Source organism: Burkholderia lata (genome assembly GCF_902499025.1).
Lineage (GTDB): Bacteria > Pseudomonadota > Gammaproteobacteria > Burkholderiales > Burkholderiaceae > Burkholderia > Burkholderia lata_C.
This window is the reverse complement of sequence record NZ_CABVPW010000039.1, coordinates 39,282-56,605: the sequence shown is the minus strand read 5'-3', so window position 1 is coordinate 56,605 and position 17,324 is coordinate 39,282. Positions and strand designations below refer to the sequence as shown.

22 protein-coding genes and 1 other RNA gene are annotated in these 17,324 nt (G+C 64.5%); 8 read left to right on the top strand and 15 right to left on the bottom strand.

All coding sequences use genetic code 11. The features are described 5' to 3' along the window. Positions 1-496 precede the first annotated feature (496 nt). The 6 genes from ompA (at position 497) to BDI24065_RS31670 (ending at position 4,870) form a co-directional block, all read left to right on the top strand. Positions 497-1,165 carry an outer membrane protein OmpA gene (gene ompA, locus BDI24065_RS31695; protein WP_011351327.1) on the top strand — a complete coding sequence of 223 codons (669 nt, stop codon included), beginning with the start codon at positions 497-499 and terminating at the stop codon, positions 1,163-1,165. Positions 1,166-1,319: 154 nt separating this feature from the next. Beyond that, the gene (gene ubiG, locus BDI24065_RS31690; RefSeq protein ID WP_175034533.1) at positions 1,320-2,018 is read left to right on the top strand and encodes a bifunctional 2-polyprenyl-6-hydroxyphenol methylase/3-demethylubiquinol 3-O-methyltransferase UbiG; all 699 of its coding nucleotides are present in this window, start codon (positions 1,320-1,322) and stop codon (positions 2,016-2,018) included. Between the two features lie 13 nt (positions 2,019-2,031). Next, positions 2,032-2,748, top strand: coding sequence for a phosphoglycolate phosphatase (gene gph / locus BDI24065_RS31685; protein ID WP_175034532.1), 717 nt, complete (start codon positions 2,032-2,034; stop codon positions 2,746-2,748). A gap of 17 nt (positions 2,749-2,765) precedes the next feature. Then, positions 2,766-3,135: a transfer-messenger RNA gene (gene ssrA, locus BDI24065_RS31680) on the top strand. A 200-nt stretch (positions 3,136-3,335) separates the two neighbouring features. Continuing rightward, positions 3,336-4,577 (top strand): tyrosine-type recombinase/integrase, encoded by a 1,242-nt coding sequence (locus BDI24065_RS31675; protein ID WP_175034531.1) that lies wholly within the window; start codon positions 3,336-3,338, stop codon positions 4,575-4,577. Between the two features lie 104 nt (positions 4,578-4,681). Next, positions 4,682-4,870, top strand: a complete 189-nt coding sequence (locus BDI24065_RS31670; RefSeq protein WP_175034530.1) for a hypothetical protein — start codon at positions 4,682-4,684, stop codon at positions 4,868-4,870. Positions 4,871-4,924: 54 nt separating this feature from the next. Here BDI24065_RS31670 and BDI24065_RS31665 read toward each other — a convergent pair whose 3' ends face one another. The 15 genes from BDI24065_RS31665 to BDI24065_RS31595 all read right to left on the bottom strand — a co-directional run bounded on the left by BDI24065_RS31665 (position 4,925) and on the right by BDI24065_RS31595 (position 15,109). Then, on the bottom strand, positions 4,925-5,644 hold the full coding sequence (locus tag BDI24065_RS31665; RefSeq protein WP_175034529.1) for a hypothetical protein: 720 nt from the start codon (positions 5,642-5,644) through the stop codon (positions 4,925-4,927). Between the two features lie 85 nt (positions 5,645-5,729). Then, positions 5,730-6,077: a hypothetical protein gene (locus BDI24065_RS31660; protein ID WP_175034528.1), complete on the bottom strand. Its 348-nt coding sequence runs from the start codon at positions 6,075-6,077 to the stop codon at positions 5,730-5,732. Continuing rightward, complete coding sequence (locus BDI24065_RS31655) at positions 6,074-7,111, bottom strand: phosphoadenosine phosphosulfate reductase family protein (protein WP_254609894.1); 1,038 nt, start codon at positions 7,109-7,111, stop codon at positions 6,074-6,076. The genes BDI24065_RS31660 and BDI24065_RS31655 overlap by 4 nt, the downstream gene beginning before the upstream one ends. Continuing rightward, a complete protein-coding gene (locus BDI24065_RS31650; protein WP_175034527.1) occupies positions 7,108-8,073 on the bottom strand; it encodes a DnaB-like helicase C-terminal domain-containing protein in 966 nt (321 codons plus the stop codon). The genes BDI24065_RS31655 and BDI24065_RS31650 overlap by 4 nt, the downstream gene beginning before the upstream one ends. Beyond that, positions 8,073-8,582, bottom strand: a complete 510-nt coding sequence (locus BDI24065_RS31645) for a histidine ammonia-lyase (RefSeq protein ID WP_175034526.1) — start codon at positions 8,580-8,582, stop codon at positions 8,073-8,075. Before BDI24065_RS31645 ends, BDI24065_RS31650 begins: the two co-directional genes overlap by 1 nt. Positions 8,583-8,587: 5 nt before the next feature. Further along, entirely contained in the window at positions 8,588-9,334 is a 747-nt protein-coding gene (locus BDI24065_RS31640; RefSeq protein ID WP_254609893.1) for a hypothetical protein, read from the bottom strand. Between the two features lie 80 nt (positions 9,335-9,414). Further along, on the bottom strand, positions 9,415-9,690 hold the full coding sequence (locus BDI24065_RS31635; protein WP_175034524.1) for a hypothetical protein: 276 nt from the start codon (positions 9,688-9,690) through the stop codon (positions 9,415-9,417). Positions 9,691-9,698: 8 nt separating this feature from the next. After that, positions 9,699-9,962 (bottom strand): helix-turn-helix transcriptional regulator, encoded by a 264-nt coding sequence (locus tag BDI24065_RS31630; RefSeq protein ID WP_175034523.1) that lies wholly within the window; start codon positions 9,960-9,962, stop codon positions 9,699-9,701. A 93-nt stretch (positions 9,963-10,055) separates the two neighbouring features. Then, a complete protein-coding gene (locus BDI24065_RS31625) occupies positions 10,056-10,601 on the bottom strand; it encodes a hypothetical protein (protein ID WP_175034522.1) in 546 nt (181 codons plus the stop codon). Positions 10,602-10,691: 90 nt separating this feature from the next. Further along, entirely contained in the window at positions 10,692-11,057 is a 366-nt protein-coding gene (locus BDI24065_RS31620; protein WP_175034521.1) for a hypothetical protein, read from the bottom strand. Next, positions 11,054-11,221 carry a hypothetical protein gene (locus tag BDI24065_RS31615; RefSeq protein WP_175034520.1) on the bottom strand — a complete coding sequence of 56 codons (168 nt, stop codon included), beginning with the start codon at positions 11,219-11,221 and terminating at the stop codon, positions 11,054-11,056. Before BDI24065_RS31615 ends, BDI24065_RS31620 begins: the two co-directional genes overlap by 4 nt. Before the next feature lie 301 nt (positions 11,222-11,522). Next, positions 11,523-12,248, bottom strand: a complete 726-nt coding sequence (locus BDI24065_RS31610; RefSeq protein WP_175034519.1) for a hypothetical protein — start codon at positions 12,246-12,248, stop codon at positions 11,523-11,525. A gap of 650 nt (positions 12,249-12,898) precedes the next feature. Continuing rightward, on the bottom strand, positions 12,899-13,252 hold the full coding sequence (locus tag BDI24065_RS31605; protein WP_175034518.1) for a DUF4148 domain-containing protein: 354 nt from the start codon (positions 13,250-13,252) through the stop codon (positions 12,899-12,901). A 379-nt stretch (positions 13,253-13,631) separates the two neighbouring features. Then, positions 13,632-13,901, bottom strand: a complete 270-nt coding sequence (locus BDI24065_RS31600; RefSeq protein ID WP_175034549.1) for a hypothetical protein — start codon at positions 13,899-13,901, stop codon at positions 13,632-13,634. 101 nt (positions 13,902-14,002) lie between these two features. After that, positions 14,003-15,109 (bottom strand): substrate-binding domain-containing protein, encoded by a 1,107-nt coding sequence (locus BDI24065_RS31595; RefSeq protein ID WP_175034517.1) that lies wholly within the window; start codon positions 15,107-15,109, stop codon positions 14,003-14,005. 131 nt (positions 15,110-15,240) lie between these two features. Here BDI24065_RS31595 and BDI24065_RS31590 point away from each other — a divergent pair, with 131 nt between their 5' ends. Both BDI24065_RS31590 and BDI24065_RS31585 read left to right on the top strand, forming a co-directional pair. Next, positions 15,241-15,741 (top strand): NAD(P)H-dependent oxidoreductase subunit E, encoded by a 501-nt coding sequence (locus BDI24065_RS31590; RefSeq protein WP_175034516.1) that lies wholly within the window; start codon positions 15,241-15,243, stop codon positions 15,739-15,741. Beyond that, entirely contained in the window at positions 15,738-17,315 is a 1,578-nt protein-coding gene (locus tag BDI24065_RS31585; protein ID WP_175034515.1) for a formate dehydrogenase beta subunit, read from the top strand. The genes BDI24065_RS31590 and BDI24065_RS31585 overlap by 4 nt, the downstream gene beginning before the upstream one ends. The last annotated feature ends 9 nt before the right edge of the window (positions 17,316-17,324 follow it).

Sequence of the window (17,324 nt, the reverse complement as noted above, 5' to 3'; positions counted from 1 at the left end):
GGCGCTGCATGCGCAACGCAACGCGAGATTCTAACATGCGCCCATCAGCCGCCAATTCGCCTCCCCCTCTATATATGAATAGCAAAAATCGCGGCATCGGCGAATCGGCCGTAATTGCACATCGCAATCGCACCCGACTCGGCATCACAGACGATTGCGGCGTCACTTGTTTCTCGCGCACGAGTAAACAACTGCATTCAACGGCGCAATTTCGCCGCCACACTCTTGACAATCTCTGAAAGTTACGGCAGGTCGGTGTTGCGCATGCACCACAAAGTTGAAGCGATCTTGGGGTGGGGAGGATTTTTTTTCGTAGGAAGGGAACGATATGGCAAAATGCCAACGCACTGAAAGTTAGACGCTGCTCGAAGTCTACACAGAGGCGGCGCCGCGTTTTTTGTGCCGCACCAATGTTATACTTCGAGCAATGTATGACTTGTCACCGTCAACAGGCTCGCAGTAAACCTGCGGTAATCTCAATTTCGAGAGGAGAAATATGAATAAACTTTCAAAGCTCGCGTTCATTGCAGCTACCGCAGTTATGGCTGCATCCGCTTCGGCACAGTCGGTGCCGGCGTCGCGCCAAGCCGTCAATGACAACTGGGTCAACGGCACGGGCGAATGGGTGTGGATGAACGGCACGAACGAGCTCTGCTGGCGCGATGCATTCTGGACGCCGGCCACCGCCAACGCGAAGTGCGATGGCGCACTGGTCGCCCAGGCACCGCAGCCGCCGGTCGCTCCGGTCGCCCCGGCAATCACGAGCCAGAAGATCACGTATCAAGCTGACGCACTGTTCGACTTCGACAAGGCAACGCTCAAGCCGCTGGGCAAGCAAAAGCTGGACGAACTGGCTTCGAAGATCGAAGGCATGAACACGGAAGTGGTCGTCGCAACGGGCTACACGGACCGCATCGGTTCGGACAAGTACAACGACCGTCTGTCGCTGCGCCGTGCGCAAGCCGTGAAGTCGTACCTGGTCAGCAAGGGTGTGCCGGCCAACAAGATCTACACGGAAGGCAAGGGCAAGCGCAACCCGGTTACGACTGGCTGCAACCAGAAGAACCGCAAGCAACTCATCGCCTGCCTCGCACCGGACCGCCGCGTGGAAGTCGAAGTGGTTGGTACGCAAGAAGTCCAGAAGACGACCGTTCCGGCAAACTAAGCCGCGGTTTTCGACTGCTTCAAAGCCCCGCTCCGGCGGGGCTTTTTCTTTGACGCCTACCCAGGCGCTCGCCGCTTCGCCGCTCGTCCGCTTCTTATATACTCGGGGCTGACGAACCACAGCACCGCCCTCCTCCCGTAGCCCGTTTGCCGACATGACCAACGCCGATCCGCACGAACTCCAGAAATTCAGCGACCTCGCCCATCGGTGGTGGGATCCGAACGCCGAATTCAAGCCGCTGCACGACCTGAACCCGGTCCGGCTCGGCTGGATCGATGCGCACGCGCACCTCGCCGGCAAGCGCGCACTCGACATCGGCTGCGGCGGCGGCATCCTGTCCGAATCGATGGCCGGACTCGGCGCACAGGTGAAAGGCATCGACCTGTCGACCGAAGCACTCGGCGTCGCCGACCTGCACAGCCTCGAAAGCGGCATCTCGGTCGAGTACGAGGCCATCGCCGCCGAAGCGATCGCCGCGCGCGAACCGGGCAGCTACGACGTTGTCACCTGCATGGAAATGCTCGAGCACGTGCCGTCTCCCGGCGATATCGTCGCCGCGTGCGCGACGCTCGTGAAGCCGGGTGGCTGGGTGTTCTTCTCGACGCTGAACCGCAACCTGAAGGCCTACCTGTTCGCCGTGATCGGCGCGGAGTACATCGCGCAAATGCTGCCGAAGGGCACGCACGACTACGCGCGCTTCATCCGCCCGTCGGAACTGGCCGGCTTCATACGCGCGACGGATCTGCACATCGTGGAGATCAAGGGCATTACGTATCACCCGATCGGCAAGCGCTTCGCGCTGTCGAACGACGCCGACATCAACTACCTCGTCGCGTGCCGCCGCGGCGCGTGACCTTCCAACCGGCATGACGACTCCCCTCTCGACCGCGCGGGCTGCACTCGACGAACCGCGCCTGCTGCACTGCGATGCCGTGCTGTTCGACCTGGACGGCACGCTCGCCGACACGGCGCCCGATCTCGCGGCTGCCGTCAACAAGATGCAACGCGTGCGCGACCTGCCCGAAACTCCGCTCGACGTGCTGCGGCCGCTGGCTTCGGCCGGCGCACGCGGCCTGCTCGGCGGCGCGTTCGGCATCGATCCGCACACGCCCGGCTACGAAGTGATGCGCGACGAATTCCTGGCCAACTATGCGACGGATCTGTGCGTGCACACGACGCTGTTCCCCGGCATCGGCGACGTGCTCGACGAACTCGATGCGCGGGGTGTGCGCTGGGGCATCGTCACGAACAAGGCAATGCGTCTCACGGCACCGCTCGTCGACCTGCTCGGTCTCGCGCCGCGCGCCGCCTGCGTCGTCGGGGGCGACACAACGCCGCACCCGAAGCCGCACCCGGCCCCGCTGCTGCATGCGGCCGAGCAGCTGACGCTCGCGCCTGCGCGCATCGTCTACGTCGGCGACGACCTGCGCGACATTCAGGCCGGCAGCGCCGCCGGCATGGCGACGGTCGCGGCCGCGTACGGCTATTGCGGTGATGGTGCCGCGCCGGCCGACTGGCAAGCGCAGCATCTCGTCGACACGACGCAGCAACTGCGCGAACTGCTGCGCGATGTTGGGCTATAATGATTGATCTTATCCGCGGGGGCGACCTGGTTTCGACAGGGGTTGTGAAGCGGCTAGGGCATGTCGAGGACCCGTCACCTCGTTAATCAATGGGAAAATCGTAACTGCAAACGACGATACGTTCGCACTGGCAGCCTAAGGGCCGCCGTCCTCTGCCTAGTTCACTGACGGGCTAGTGTCGCAAGACCGGTAGCAATACCGCCAGAGGTCATTTACGTCAGTTAAGCCCTGTCGGCGTCGCGACGCCAGGGTCGAAAATCTAGCGAATCGCCGTAGTGCAGCGTGTTCGTCCGCGTCGCTGCGGTTAAATCAAATGACTGAACTAAACATGTAGAACTAGTCGTAGAGCGCTTCTGGACGCGGGTTCGATTCCCGCCGCCTCCACCAAATACCCGCCAAACGTTCACCACGTTTCGCAAAGAAGACCCCGCCGAGCCTTGCTCCGCGGGGTTTTTTGTTGCAATCTTCCACCAACAACCCCCACTGAGTGCAATCCTAGGGCGGGGGTTGTCTTGGGGGTGTTTCGTAATTCCGCCAATCGACAACCCCCAACCCCCATGGCGGCTCCCCCCCGAACGGAAAAGCATATGGCCCTGACCGATGTGGCGATCCGCAACGCCAAGGCAGCGGAGAAGCAGCAAAAGCTGTTTGACGGGGGTGGCCTGCATCTGCTCGTGACGCCGTCCGGCGGTAAGCGCTGGGTGCTCAAATATCGATTCGGCGGCAAGGAAAAGAGCCTGGCGATCGGCACCTATCCCGAGGTGACGCTCGTAGAGGCCCGCCAGAAGCGCGCCGCCGCGCGCGAGATGCTGGTGCAAGGCATCGATCCCGGCGAGGCGAAGAAGGCAGAGAAGCGCACCCAGCGCCTCAACGCCGAGAATTCGTTCGAGGCCATCGCGCGCGAGTGGCATGCGAAGTACGCGCCGAGCTGGTCCGCCAGCCACGGCGCCCGCCTGCTCCGCCGGCTCGAGGTCGATGCATTCCCGTGGATCGGCGGCAAACCCATTGCCGATCTCGCGCCGCCCGACGTGCTCGATGTGCTGCGCCGGGTCGAGAAGCGCGGCGCGCTCGAAACGGCGCACCGTCTGCACGCGAACGTCGGCCAGGTGTGCCGGTACGCGGTGGCGACCGGCCGTGCCGCGCGCGATGTGACCGCAGACCTGCGCGGCGCGCTGCCGCCGGTGCAGCAGGAGCATATGGCCGCGATCACGGACCCGAAACAGGTCGCCGAGCTGCTGCGCGCGATCGACGGCTATCAAGGCACCCTCCCCGTTTCGTGTGCACTGCGCCTCGCGCCCCTGCTGTTCCAGCGGCCCGGCGAGTTGCGCGCCGCCGAATGGGCCGAATTCGACCTCGAGGCAGGCACATGGGAGATTCCCAGCGACCGGATGAAGCGCACGAAGCAAGGCAAGGCGGCCGGCGGCGCGCATATCGTTCCGCTGCCGGGACAAGCCGTCGCCATCCTGCGCGAGCTGCAGCTGCTCACAGGCAACGGGCGCTTGCTGTTCCCCAGCGTGCGTACGAAGGACCGCCCGATGTCCGACAACACGGTGAACGCGGCGCTGCGGCGTCTCGGCTACGACGGCGACACCATGACCGGGCACGGCTTCCGCGCGATGGCGCGCACGATCCTCGACGAGGTGCTCGGCGTGCCCGCGCCGATCATCGAGGCGCAGCTCGCACACACCGTCAAGGATCCGCTCGGGCGCGCATACAACCGCACTGCCCACCTGCAGCAGCGCCGCGAAATGATGCAGAAGTGGGCGGACTACCTCGACCGGCTGAAGGCCGGCGCGCAGATCATTCCGATCGGAGCGGCGGCCGGCTGACCGGCGCAGCGTCCGCGTACTGCGCCTCGCGCGCGCACGTGCGCGTAGTGGCTGCATCGCATCGATGCGCGGCCATTGAACACCACACGGGGAGGCAACAACACATGAGAGCATCGAACGGGTTCACGCGCCTCGGCGCAGTCCTGAAGGTCGTCGGATACGTCCTCTTCGCCTTCGCCGCATCTGCGTGGATTTACGGACCCGCGGGCGTGGCCGGCGCGCTCTTTTTCGGCGTGCCCGCGGCTGGGGTCTGGGCGCTCGGCTGGGTAATCGGCGGACTCAATGCTACCTAGGCGCCAGCAAATCTCCTGATATCGGCCACTGCATAATCGCGTCGGGCACATCCGTTACGAGCGTTCATGTGGCCGGCAATCCAAACTGTCATGGAATCGATCGGAGTCGTCACACATCCAGATTTCATCGAATCGATGCTCGGGCAGTCGGCCACGCACGAGTGCAACCAGGCGATCCCATTCGTCAGGGAAGTAGAGCGAATTCAGCACGCATCGCACGATCAGCACCGTGTGCTCGGGATAGACCTTTTCGACCTTGCCCATAATGCTTTTCAGGACGACGTCACTCATCGCATGCACGAAGTCCTCATTGCCATGAACGACCACCTCAGACTCGATTTCCCGATTTTCACGACGTCGCGTGCCCGAAACGCTCAATCCTTCAACACCATAGGCAAATCCGACTGCATCTAGCCGCTCGCGCAGCAGATGGTCGTTCCCGTGTGCAGCGCTGGTCACTTCCAGATAACCGGCGGCCGGGAAGTATCCGTGTTCAATGTAGCCGCCTCGTTGCTCCATAGTTGCATCCGGACGCTGACTTCCGCTCGACCAGCAAATGGAGATGTAGCGCCCTGTTCGGTAGTGTGACTGGAGGTATCGGCAGATCGGGAGCAGCTCCTCGATCAGCCGCTTCTCAAAGATCGAAGGCCTGAGCCTGAGCCGTGTCGCCGAGTCCGGCTGTCGCCATACAGCCTCGAACAATTCATATACCCGGGCACAGAACTGCAGGCCATCTAGCAACACACCATCCACACCGGCATATGCACTATCCATTGGATCTCCAAGGCTCTGCCACCAGTTCGCGACGCTCCCCGAGAGCTTACCCGTTCCCGGCAACGCGCCGCCGCCCTGGTGAGCGCTATCGGAACCGCGGGATTGCCATGCAGAGGTCGCGGAACCGCTGGAGCGACTCGGTATAGCCCGTCAGCTCACCGATGCCGTGCGGGTGCGCCAGCGGCCCGATACGGCGGCCAGCGATGCTTCGCGGCTCGCGGTCGGGGATCCAGTAGCCGACACGGAAACCGCGCCGCCGTGGCCGCTCTCTCACTTTGCCAAGCATGATCGCGCCGAGCATCGCCGGCCGCACCGCATCGGCGGGCACCCCGAACTTGAGGGAAATCGCCTCCGCAGAGTAGACGCGGCCGGGCACCAGGTCGCGCAACACGTTCTCGAGGGTGAACGGCGGCGGGTTCTTGCGCGGCCTCAATCTCCCTCCCCCTCGCCGCCGACGGGATCGAGATCGCCGAGCGCGATCTTCGTCAGGCGCATGTGCCGCTCTTGCTCATCGTGGATCATCCGCAGGCGGCGCTCGTACTCGAAAGCAGCCTCCGGATGGAAGTCGCGCAGATAGCGCAGCTTGTTGCCGCTCTCGTTCAGCCATGCCGTGCAATGCATGCAATCGAGCGAGCCGAGTCCATATCCGTACGACCTGGGGACCTCTACGCCCTCGGCACGCAGGTAGGCGAACACGTCCTCTCTCGACCAATCGCGTAAGGGGAATAGATACGCGCCGCCGTTGGGATCGGGCTCCCCGTTCAAGAGCGCGTTGTTCGTCAGCTTCTCGTCTGCACGATCACCCCGGATCAGCAGATCGACACCATGTGCATTGATCGCGTTGTGGAGCGGCAGCCACCAGTTGCTCCAACAGCAATCGAACTTCGAATGGATCTTGAACTTCGGCGCCGACGCCTCGGCCATGCGCCCGGCGGGCGTTGCGCTCAACGGCATCATGTCAGCCGGGAAGGTCTGCTCAGGCCCGTGTCTCCACACGTAGCCCGGCCCTTTCACCTCCACGAAGTTTGGCACGAGCCTCCGAATCCGCTCCATCTGCTCGATGGTCTCGGGGTACGGGTCACCTGCGTTTGCCCACAGCACTATCACGCGATCCCACCACGGGCGCAAAAGATAAAGGCAAGCTAGGGAATCCTTGCCGCCAGAGAATGTAAGAGCGACACGCTTGTGCGTGGTCATGGCCCGCTCAATATCCCCCAGCGCTACGTCGACCAGGAACTCCCTTCGGCTAATCGCGCCCACAGAACCTGACTCAAGGAGCTTCCGTCGCATTACCTCGATGTCCGCGTCCCAATACGGCGAATACTCTCCATATCGAAACAGGGAGAGTGCTGCCTGGGGACTGATAATCGGTATCGTCTTGTCCTCGACGGTATCAGGCTGAGATGTTCCCGCTTTCCCTGCAATCAATGCAGCATCCGGCTTGCTCATGTTCGATTTCATCGTCATCGCGTCCACCCCTGCTTCCAAGTGCCCGAACGCAGGTCGAGATGCCGCGCGCCGCCGGCACGCGCATCGCGAAACTGCAGGCTGGCCGCGTCGAACCAGAGGCGCACGGTGCCTTCCCACGCGTAGTGCCGCTGCTTCGCGCAGATCAGGGCTGTATCTGCCTGCTGCTCGGCCTCCGCGCGCTTCTCGTCGGAAATCGTCTCCTTGCGCAGCAGCGCCTCCTTGGTCTTATTGCGATGGACGATCAGCACGTTGTCGACCAGGTCCGTGATCTCGCCGGCGCCCTTCATATCGAACTTGTCCGGGATGTCGGTTTCGCGCTCGCCCTTGCGGATGTGGTGCACGAGGTGGATGTGCACGCCCGTGTCCCGCGCCAAAGAGCACAGCGCGTCGACGAAGGTCTTCTGGCCGGCGTAATCGTCCGGGGCGATACCGCACTTCAGCAGGCTGTCGATCACGACGTGGTGCACGCCAAGCTCCTTTCGGCAGTACCGCGCGACTGCGAGCATGCGCGTGCGCTCGACCGTGCCGACATGGGCATACAGCCACAGCCGATCGTTCGTCCACTGACCGAAGCCGCGGATGAAATCGGGGGCCGGCCGCGCAGTTGCAGCAGCCTGGCGCGTCAGGCGCTCCATGGTCGCGATCGGCCGCATTTCCATCGACGCGATGCATGCGCGGTCGCCGGCCGACATGGCGTGCAGCATCACCTCACCGAGGACGGCAGACTTGCCGTGACCGTTGATGCCGCCCCAGAGCGTTACCTCGCCCTCGCGGAAGCGGAGGGAGTCACCGACGCCGGCCCATGGTGATGCCGTGCCGGACGCGACCTCTTTCGGGCTGTGCAGATGCGTGACCAAGTCCTCCATGAACTCGCTCGCGCGGCGCACGTCCGCGCGGCCGTCATCCTCGTCTCTGGCGTAGGCCGCCCAGTCGATCGAATCGGGAATCGTTCGGGCCATCAGGTCACCTCCTCGGCGTTTCTGTTTCGTTCGGCGGCGAGTTGCACGACGAGCTCGCACGCGTGGTCATAGGGATTCGGGAGCGTGTCGCCCAAGGCATCGAACAGGCGGCGCGCCAGCGTGTGCGATGCCGGCCAGCACATCGGCGCAATCGGCATCGGAAACCAGTCGAAGAGCGCGAAGTCCTCGCCGTGCACTGCGCGCCGCTCGCCGCAGTGCACGCGCGGACCTTCGCGGAATGCGAGTACCAGCGTGTCAGGCACCGCGGCCGCGATGTCGGCGAGCGTGCGCAGCAGATCGCTCCAATGCACGTCCGCGGATGCGAATACCTCGACGTTGAGCGCGGCAACAGGACGCCAGTCGTATGGCTGGCCGGCGCGGGCCGAGAGCGTCACGTTGTCGAAGCGGAGCGGCCCAGCGAGCGCCACGAGCACCGGCAGTTCCGGCACGCGGCCGGCTCGACGCATGGACACGAGCACGGCACCGTTGGAGGGATAGGGAAAGCTCATAGCGATCACGCGAACGGGTTGTCGGAGGAGCGCCCATTCGCGCGCGGCGATGAGTCAGCCACCCAGTCCGCCTTGAAGCCGCCCCAGCCGTTCTCGCAGGCCAGCTTGACGGCGGCAGCCATCGACAGACCGGCCTTGGCTGCTTCAGCTGCAACGCGATCGAGCGACGTCTGGGTGGGCGCGAGCCGCTTGCCCTTGCGAGTCTTCAGCCAGTCCGCAGCGATTGTCTGGTCGACACCCAGAGACACGAGATGCGCCTGCGCATCGAAGCGCGAAGCGCGCTGTGTTTGTTTCTTTGAAGACGAAGACGAAGATGAAGATGAAGATGAAGATGAAGATGAAGATGAAGAGCCGTCACCCAAGGGGGGCTTTGGTGAAGCTTTGGTGCTATCACCCAAGGGGGGCTTTGGTGCACCCTTCGGCGCACTGTCGTCATCGCTCTGAAAGCGCGACGACTCGCCACGAACCGCGCGCACATACTCGTCTTTGACCATGCGTGACGAGTACCAGATCGGGCCCTCCTGTTCGGCAACCAGCGTTACCGGCTCGCCGTCGCGGCGGCCGGACCTCGGCACGTAGATGCACGCGGCGCACGACTGCCCGTTGTCGGCGCCCTTCAACACCCCTTTGCTGACGATGGCCCTGAGCGTCGGGAGCGGCGCGCCGATCGCCTGCGCGATCTCCTTGAGCGGCCAGCGCAGGACGCCGTATTCCTCCGAGTCGTGTAGGAGGCACATCACGTCGATCCACACACCTTTCTCAGCGTGGGTGCAACGTCGCAAGTTGCTGTTCGCCTGCCAGTCGCCCGGGTAAAACTGGAACGAGGGACGCGTCATGCTGGCAGCCCCATCGCATCCTCCATGCGCCGGACCTGTGCCGCGCTCCGGTGCCGGATTTCCAGACGCATGAGATGGCTGCAACGAGCGCGCAGCACGCGCGTGCCGGCGGCACACATCAGCCGCCCGAGAGCGTCGATACGGAGCTCGCGTGCATGGTCGTCAACAGATCGTCCGAGAGCGGCCGCGGAGACGGTGGCAGCGCGCGTCGACCAGCTGCGCAACTGGATAGCGCCGACGCGGCGCGTGTGGATCGCAAGGTTTGCCGTCATGGCGCACCTCACGCGTTTTCGGAAGCACGGTAGCCGGCCGGATCAGCCAGCCAGCGATGGATCTCGCGATTCGGCCACGCAACGCAGCGCGCCGATCCGAGCTGCACGCGCTTCGGGAATCGCCCGGCACGTTCGCGGAGACGCACGGCCTCGTGGCTCAACGGCACGAACTGCTTCAGATCGTTCCAGCGCGTGAAGCCGTCGAGCGGCAGAGCCAGCGGCCCGGGTTGATCGCCGGCGGCTGCCGGCGTATTGGGGAAGTTTGCGCCCATGTGCAAAACCTCGCGGTTGATTGAACATGGGCCGATGATGCTGTTCGAGGCTCTCCCGGTCTAAGGGTAGCCATCTTGCGAAATGACTACCCCTCAACCGTCGTCAGAGGCCATCCGCGCTGTCAAACGCGCCGCCATTTTCTGGACTATCTCACCGCGGTAGACGCTGAAGAGCCGCCGCAATTCCTTCGAATCGAGCGGCTTTTCCAGCCGCTCTTCCCTCGCGATCACGTCGCATATTTCGTCCCACGTGGGCACGGCACCGCCCGTTCTGCCGGGTTCGACCTCGCGCAGCTGAAAGATGCGCATGGCGATACGCTCATTGCGTTCGGTCCGATTCGAGCTGCGACGGCGCCGTCCATCAACCTTGACACCGAAAGCAGCGTCAAGCGTCGACGGCTCACCACTCAAGTACGCCGCGAAGGCGTCGGCAGCAAAGTGTGCCAGCTCCGCGGAAATTGGAGACGTCGGAAACGAGAGCGTGCGCAGTTGCACGACGAACGCAGCCAACAGATCGCGCGCCGCCTCCGCATCACTTCCCCGTGCAGCTTCGATCCATGGCTCGAAGCCCGACCACGTCGGACTATCGATTTCGGCCGCCACGCGATCGAGCCGATCCGGCGGTTTGCTGTCGCTCATTGCGCCCTCACGCAATCCCTTGAGAGGAGCCGCGCCGGCCGGGTAAGGGAGCCCGGTTTTCGCCCCGTCGAGCTAGGCGCGGTGAAACGATTATGCCGCAGTGTCGGAGCGTGCCGGCCGCACCGCATACTCGTCGGCCCAATCCGACAGTGCCCCGATATCCTGCACGAGCATCCCCGACACGGCCGCGCCCATCGCAAGCAGCGCCTCCACAGTCGTCGGTTTCAGGGGTGGCTCTACGTCGCAGCCCTCCCCGGCGCTCCGGTATGACGACTCCTGAACCATGTTCGCGCGCGCGATCGCGAAAATCTGCTCGAGCCCACAAACCACCGCATAGGTGCGCTCAAGACGGCTCAGCAACGGGCCGGCCCTGACGACAGAATCGTCTGCGGCAGCAGCGGACACGCGTTCGCTGAAGACCGGGAATCGAGAGTCGAGGAAGTTCTCGCCGCTCATCGCACCACCTCCGCGCGAGCGAGTTCGGCCAGGCGCCGCAGCGCGTCGCCGGTGGCGTCGAGCGCGTCCTGGTAGGTCGGTGCGAGCGCGGCCGCGCGCAGGGCGGCGCGAATGATTTCGAGAGGGGATTGCAGTTGCTCGGGACGAGCGACGGCTTGGCGCATGGTGTGGCCTCCTTGTACGGTTGAGGCCCGCTGTCCCGTCGCCAAACGGGGTGAGCGGGCACTGAGCAGGGTTGGCGAACCGGCGTACAAGGTAACCGGCAGACCCGAAGGTCTCCCCGCCCAGGCCCGCCCATTGAAGGCGTGCAAAGGCAGCGCAAATAGAAAAGCCGCGGGTCGAACGACGGCGCGGCTTCATTGCGCCTTGTACACGTCAGGTCGCCAAACCCGGCCGCTGTTGTCTCAGCGGCACATACAGGCTATCCCCGCCGGTTGGGAGGCGTCAAGAGGGAATTGAACCCGGCTATTGCGCTCGACGACGACGGCAGAAGAACAGCTTCGCCGATACGACGAAGAACTGCAGTTGCACTGGCCACGCTGCCGCGCACGTCGGTCGATACTGATGCGGCAACGGCGGTGATGCCCATCGACCAGCCAACGGCATGAAATCGACTGAAATCGCCTCGATGCCATCGAACATCGACGGCTGCGTTTCCTCGATACGCGACGCGCGCGCTACTCGTCGATTGAGCGTTCGTGATCCGATCGCCAGATAGGTCGCCACGCGCATCGCGTCACCATCGAACCGCTCGAATGTGCGGAGATATGCGACGGCCTCGGAGAATCGGCCGCTGATCGCGCGCGCTGCCACCGCGGCATCTTCGCGCATCTCGAGCGCAACGAGCGGTTCGTATTTTTCTGGAGCTGAAAGTCGCGCGCCGACAGCACTGGGCAGAAGGTCTCCATCGTCGTCGATATCGTCTCGATCGATTCGCAACGCGAACCGCTCCTTCCGATTGACGAATTTCCCGAACTGGCGCTGTAGCCGGGCGACAATCATGTCGCGCAAGTTTTCGTCGTCCGGATCAGGAGTTGCATCAGGATCCGCGTGGAGCTCGTCCACGATCAGCCAGGTTTCGCTCGTCAGATCGTCAACGGAGTGATCCCCTTCCGAAGACCAGGCGATTCGCTCAAGCTGCTTGCGAATCAGGCTCGTGACGCGCTGGAAGAATGCGAAGGCCCTGTTCAACGGCCCTCCCAGTCAGCCGCGGACGCGTTACCCGCACCCGTATCGGCAGCGCAGCAATTCCTCGGCAGCGATAGCCGGGCGCGGCGCCCGGTACTCGATCTGGAGTGCATCGCGCGATGCTAAATCAATCGTATGAAAGATCAATGCATCGTCGCCACGAGATGAGTAGCAGTGCTTTTAGCGAGCGACGCGACATCGCACGGGGCGTGCACGGTCATCCAGGTGATGCGTGCGCACAACGGGTCGGAACTGGAGCGAAACACCCCCAGGCGCTCATTCGCGGGGGTCGTTTTGGGGGTTGTTTGACCACGAAAATCAGGAACACCCTTGTCAGATATGGGATTTACGTCGAAATTCGAGTGACGCCGCCCCACCAAATTCCGCGCTCGCCGCACGAACCCCGCATGACGCAAGTCTGCGGGGTTTTTTGTTGCCGACGAAACGCACGCGCCCTCTCCTTCCGAAAAAGCGCCCAGCCACGGGTGGGCCGGGCGGAATGCCGCCGGACTTCCGGCGACAGGAGGTGACGGATACCCTGCCGTGCCCGCGCGATCATCGATCGCGCCCGGCAGCGGCCCGCCCGGGTGCTGCGGGTCCAGGCGCGACGCGTCGTCGCACCCGGCATTCGCGCACACCGGGCAATACGCAGCTTAGCTGCCGCGATACAGCGACTTCATTTCTTCAGCGGTGGCCGGACGCACGCCCATGGCACGCGAACCCGATGCCGACGCGCCCTGCGCCTGTGCACCGTAACCGCTGACGTCGGCGCCTTGCGCTTGTGCCAGTGCGCTGCGCTGTTGCTCTGCAACACGTGCCGTGGCAGCCTGGATCGCTTCCGGATAATGCGGATCTTCGCCGCGAGCGGAGTTGTAACCTGCCTGCTGCAGCTGAACCAGCTCGGCGCGAACCTGCGCGCGGGTGATCGTCGAACCCGACTGGGCAAACGACACGACCGGGGCAACGAGAGCGGCAGCAACGACAACAGCTTGAACGAGCGACTTCATGATGACCTACCTCCAGATTTGTCTGTGTTCGCGGTGAACACCTTGTTCATCGCTGACAACCCGAAGTTTATGTAGGCGGATGCTTAAGAATAAGGCAGGTTTCTGGAAGACATCCTTCCTGATTTACGGGTTAACCCTAAATCACCCGCCGGGCCGGCGATGCGTACACGCCGGTATCGCCCGGCATCGAATCGCACGAAGATTCGCTGGAAAGCAAAAGCCCCGCGAAGCGACAACGCTTCGCGGGGCTCGAACAGAATCGGAATCGCTCGGGATTCCTGCAGTTGCCGGTCAGCCGGCCAGACCGGTCCGCAGGCGCAATGCCCGCCCGTCGAACCGGTGCCGCATGACTATCGTGCGAACGCGTCCGTCAGCCGGGTTATTGAGTATCCATCGGACACTTCAGGTTGCAGCCGTTCGGATCGCCCAGGTCGCCCTTGCGGCGCAAGGCCGACTTCTTGCCGCTCTGGTATTTCTGCGACGGCGTCGACGCTGCGAACGGCATCTGCGGATGCTCGTTCAGGCGAAACTGTTCGCTCAGGATACCGCCGGGCACACCAGGGGAATTTTGCGCGAGCGCAAACGGCGAAACAGCGACCAGCAGCCCCGCGGTCAACGCTGCCGCGGCGAGGGGAACGGAAAATTTCATGGCGGGATGACGCTTGAACGGCGTGCTTGTTGGAACGTTGGTCAAGCGGCAAGCGTAGCGCAAATCCCTCGCTGCTGCATCGCGGTGCGATCGCGCCCGCGTTACCGGGAATTGCCCGCCGGCACGCTCGCGCCGTCGCCGCCGGCCAGCCCCGTCGCGATGCTCGTCAGCGTTCCGCATGCGGCGGGATCGTAGCCGTCGAGATGCGCGACGCGCTCGACGAAGCGCGCGTCGCGCAGCAGCGCCAGTACGCCGGCAAGCGGCCTCGCGTCGAGCCGGGCGCGTTCGCACGCGAAGTAATAGTCTTCATCGACGACCGGGATGAAATCGAGCCCGAAATGATGGGCGGCCGGCTCGACGCCGAAGCCGAGATCGGCCATCCCGCTCGCGACGAACGCCGCGATCGCCGAATGCGTGAGCTCGGCCGACGCGTAGCCGTCGATGCGCTCGGGATCGATGCCGATCGCGCGCAGCGCGAGATCCAGCAGCATGCGCGTGCCCGACCCCGGCTGGCGGTTGACGAAGCGGATGTCAGTGCGCGCGAGATCCGCGAGCCCGCGAACCTGCTTCGGATTGCCGCGCGGAACGAACAGCCCCTGCTGGCGCCGTGTCAGGTGGATCAGCACATGGCGCGTATCGTCGAGCCACGGCCGGTAGATCTGCGCGCACTGCGCGCGAAACGCACCGCGCGGAAGATGGAAGCCAGCCAGGTCGCACTCGCCGCGAGCAAGCGCCTGCACGGCCTCGACGCTCTCGCGATACTTGATGTCGACAGCTGCCTGCGCATCGACGAGCGCAGAGACGAGCGTCGCGACCGCGTAGCCGTGCGATGCGTGGATGCGCACGGCGCCGTCGCGCTGCGCGAGCCGCCGGTTCAGGTCGCTCGCCACTTCAGCCGCCAGCGTGCGCAGGTTGCCGTCGAGCCGGCTGCGCGCGAGTCGCTGCGCATCGACGACGGCCTGCCCGAGCGCCGACAACGTCGAGCCCTTGCCGCGCGCGGTTTCGATCAGTTCCCCGCCGATGCATGCCTCCAGCGCGCGCAACATGCCCCATGCGTGCCGGTAGGAGAGCCCTTTCGCGTGCGCGGCCTGCGCAATGCTGCCCGTGTCAGCCACGAGTTCGAGCAACGGCGCGACATCCGACAGGCTGGCCGCGCGGCCCTCCGTGTCGCGTACGGTCAGATACGCGTCGCATTCGATACGAATCAATTATGCACTCCGATTTCCTATTGCGACCGCCAAATCTTCCGCTTATCGTTGGTCAAAATCAATCTGAACGAAGTCACGATGCGCACTATATGAATTCCGAGCGCATATGAGACTTTGGAGGAGCACAACCGATGTCCCCGAATTCCCAAGCGCCCGACGCGCTCGTCGAGCGTCATGCACGCGCCGGCCGGTCGCTCGTGGCGATCCTGCACGCGATCCAGGACGACGCGGGTTACGTGCCGCCGGGCTGCGTCGCGCCGCTCGCCCGGGCACTCAACCTGTCGCGCGCGGAAGTGCACGGCGTACTGACTTACTACCATCACTTCCGCACCGCGCCGCCCGCTCGCGTGACGATTCAGATGTGTCGCGCCGAAGCGTGCCGCAGCATGGGCTGCGAAGCGCTGGCCGCGCATGCGGAAGCCCGCACGGGTTGCCGGTTCGACGCCGCGCACGGCGATGCCACCGATGCGCATGCGCCCGGTGACGTCGCACTCGAATCGGTCTACTGCCTCGGACTGTGCGCGCAGTCGCCGTCGCTGACGGTCAACGGCGTGCTGCATGCCAAGGTCACGCCCGAGAAATTCGACGCGCTGCTTGCCGACGCGGTCGCCCACACCCCGGAGGCCGCATGACGACCCGCATCTACGTTCCGCGCGACTCGTCCGCACTGGCACTCGGCGCCGACGCGCTCGCCGACGCGATCGCCGCGGAAGCAGAACGGCGCGGAGTCGCCGTCGAACTGGTCCGCAATGGTTCACGCGGGCTGCTGTGGCTCGAGCCGCTCGTCGAGGTCGGCACGGCCGCCGGCCGCGTCGGCTATGCAAACCTGTCGGCCGCCGACGTACCGGCCCTGTTCGACGCAAACTGGCTCGAAGGCGGCACGCATCCGAGCGGCGTCGGCCTCGTCGATGCACTGCCCTATCTCGCACGCCAGCAACGCCTCACGTTCGCACGCATCGGCCTGACCGATCCGCTGTCGATCGACGACTACCTGCAACACGAAGGCCTCGCCGGCCTGAAGAACGCGCTCGCGCTCGACGGCGATGCCGCGTGCGAAACGCTGATCGAATCGGGGTTGCGCGGCCGCGGCGGTGCAGCATTCCCGGCCGGCATCAAGTGGCGCACGGTCCGGCAAGCAAGCGCCACGCAGAAGTACATCGTCTGCAATGCAGACGAAGGCGATTCGGGCACGTTCTCCGACCGTTTGATCATGGAGTGCGATCCGTACTGCCTGATCGAAGGGATGATCATCGCGGGTATCGCGACCGGTGCGACAGTCGGCTACATCTACGTGCGCAGCGAATACCCGCACGCGATCGCGACGCTCGAAGCCGCGATCGTTCGCGCACGCGAAGCCGGCTGGCTCGGCGAGCACGTGCTCGGCTCCGCGCATGCGTTCGAGCTGCACGTCGCGAAAGGCGCGGGCTCGTACGTGTGCGGCGAGGAAACGGCGCTGCTCGAATCGCTCGAAGGCAAGCGCGGCGTCGTGCGTGCGAAACCGCCGCTGCCCGCGCTCGCCGGCCTGTACGGCCAGCCGACCGTCATCAACAACGTGATCACGCTCGCGACGGCGCCCGTGATCTTCGCGCGCGGCGCCGCGTTCTATCGTGACTACGGGATGGGCCGCTCGCGCGGCACGCTGCCGTTCCAGCTCGCGGGCAACATCCGCCACGGCGGGCTCGTCGAGCTCGCGTTCGGCGTCACGCTGCGCGAGCTGCTGTTCGACTTCGGCGGCGGCACGGCAAGCGGCCGGCCCGCACGCGCCGCCCAGGTCGGCGGCCCGCTCGGCACCTACCTGCCCGATCACCAGTGGGACGTGCCGCTCGACTACGAAGCGTATACGGCGATCGGTGCAGTCGTCGGCCACGGCGGCATCGTGCTGCACGACGACACGTCGAACCTCGCAGAGCTGGCCGAATACGCGATGAAGTTCTGCGCGATCGAATCGTGCGGCAAGTGCACGCCGTGCCGGATCGGTTCGACGCGCGGCGTCGAGACGATCGCGCGCATCCGCCACGGCGATACGTCGGAGCGGCAGGTCACGCTGCTGCGCGACCTGTGCGACACGATGCTGGCCGGTTCGCTGTGCGCAATGGGCGGCATGACACCCTACCCGGTGCTGTCCGCGCTCGACCATTTCCCCGAAGATTTCGGGCTCGCTGCCGGCAAACATGCCGCGTCGGGTCCGGTCAAGGCTGCGGCCTGACCCAGAAGG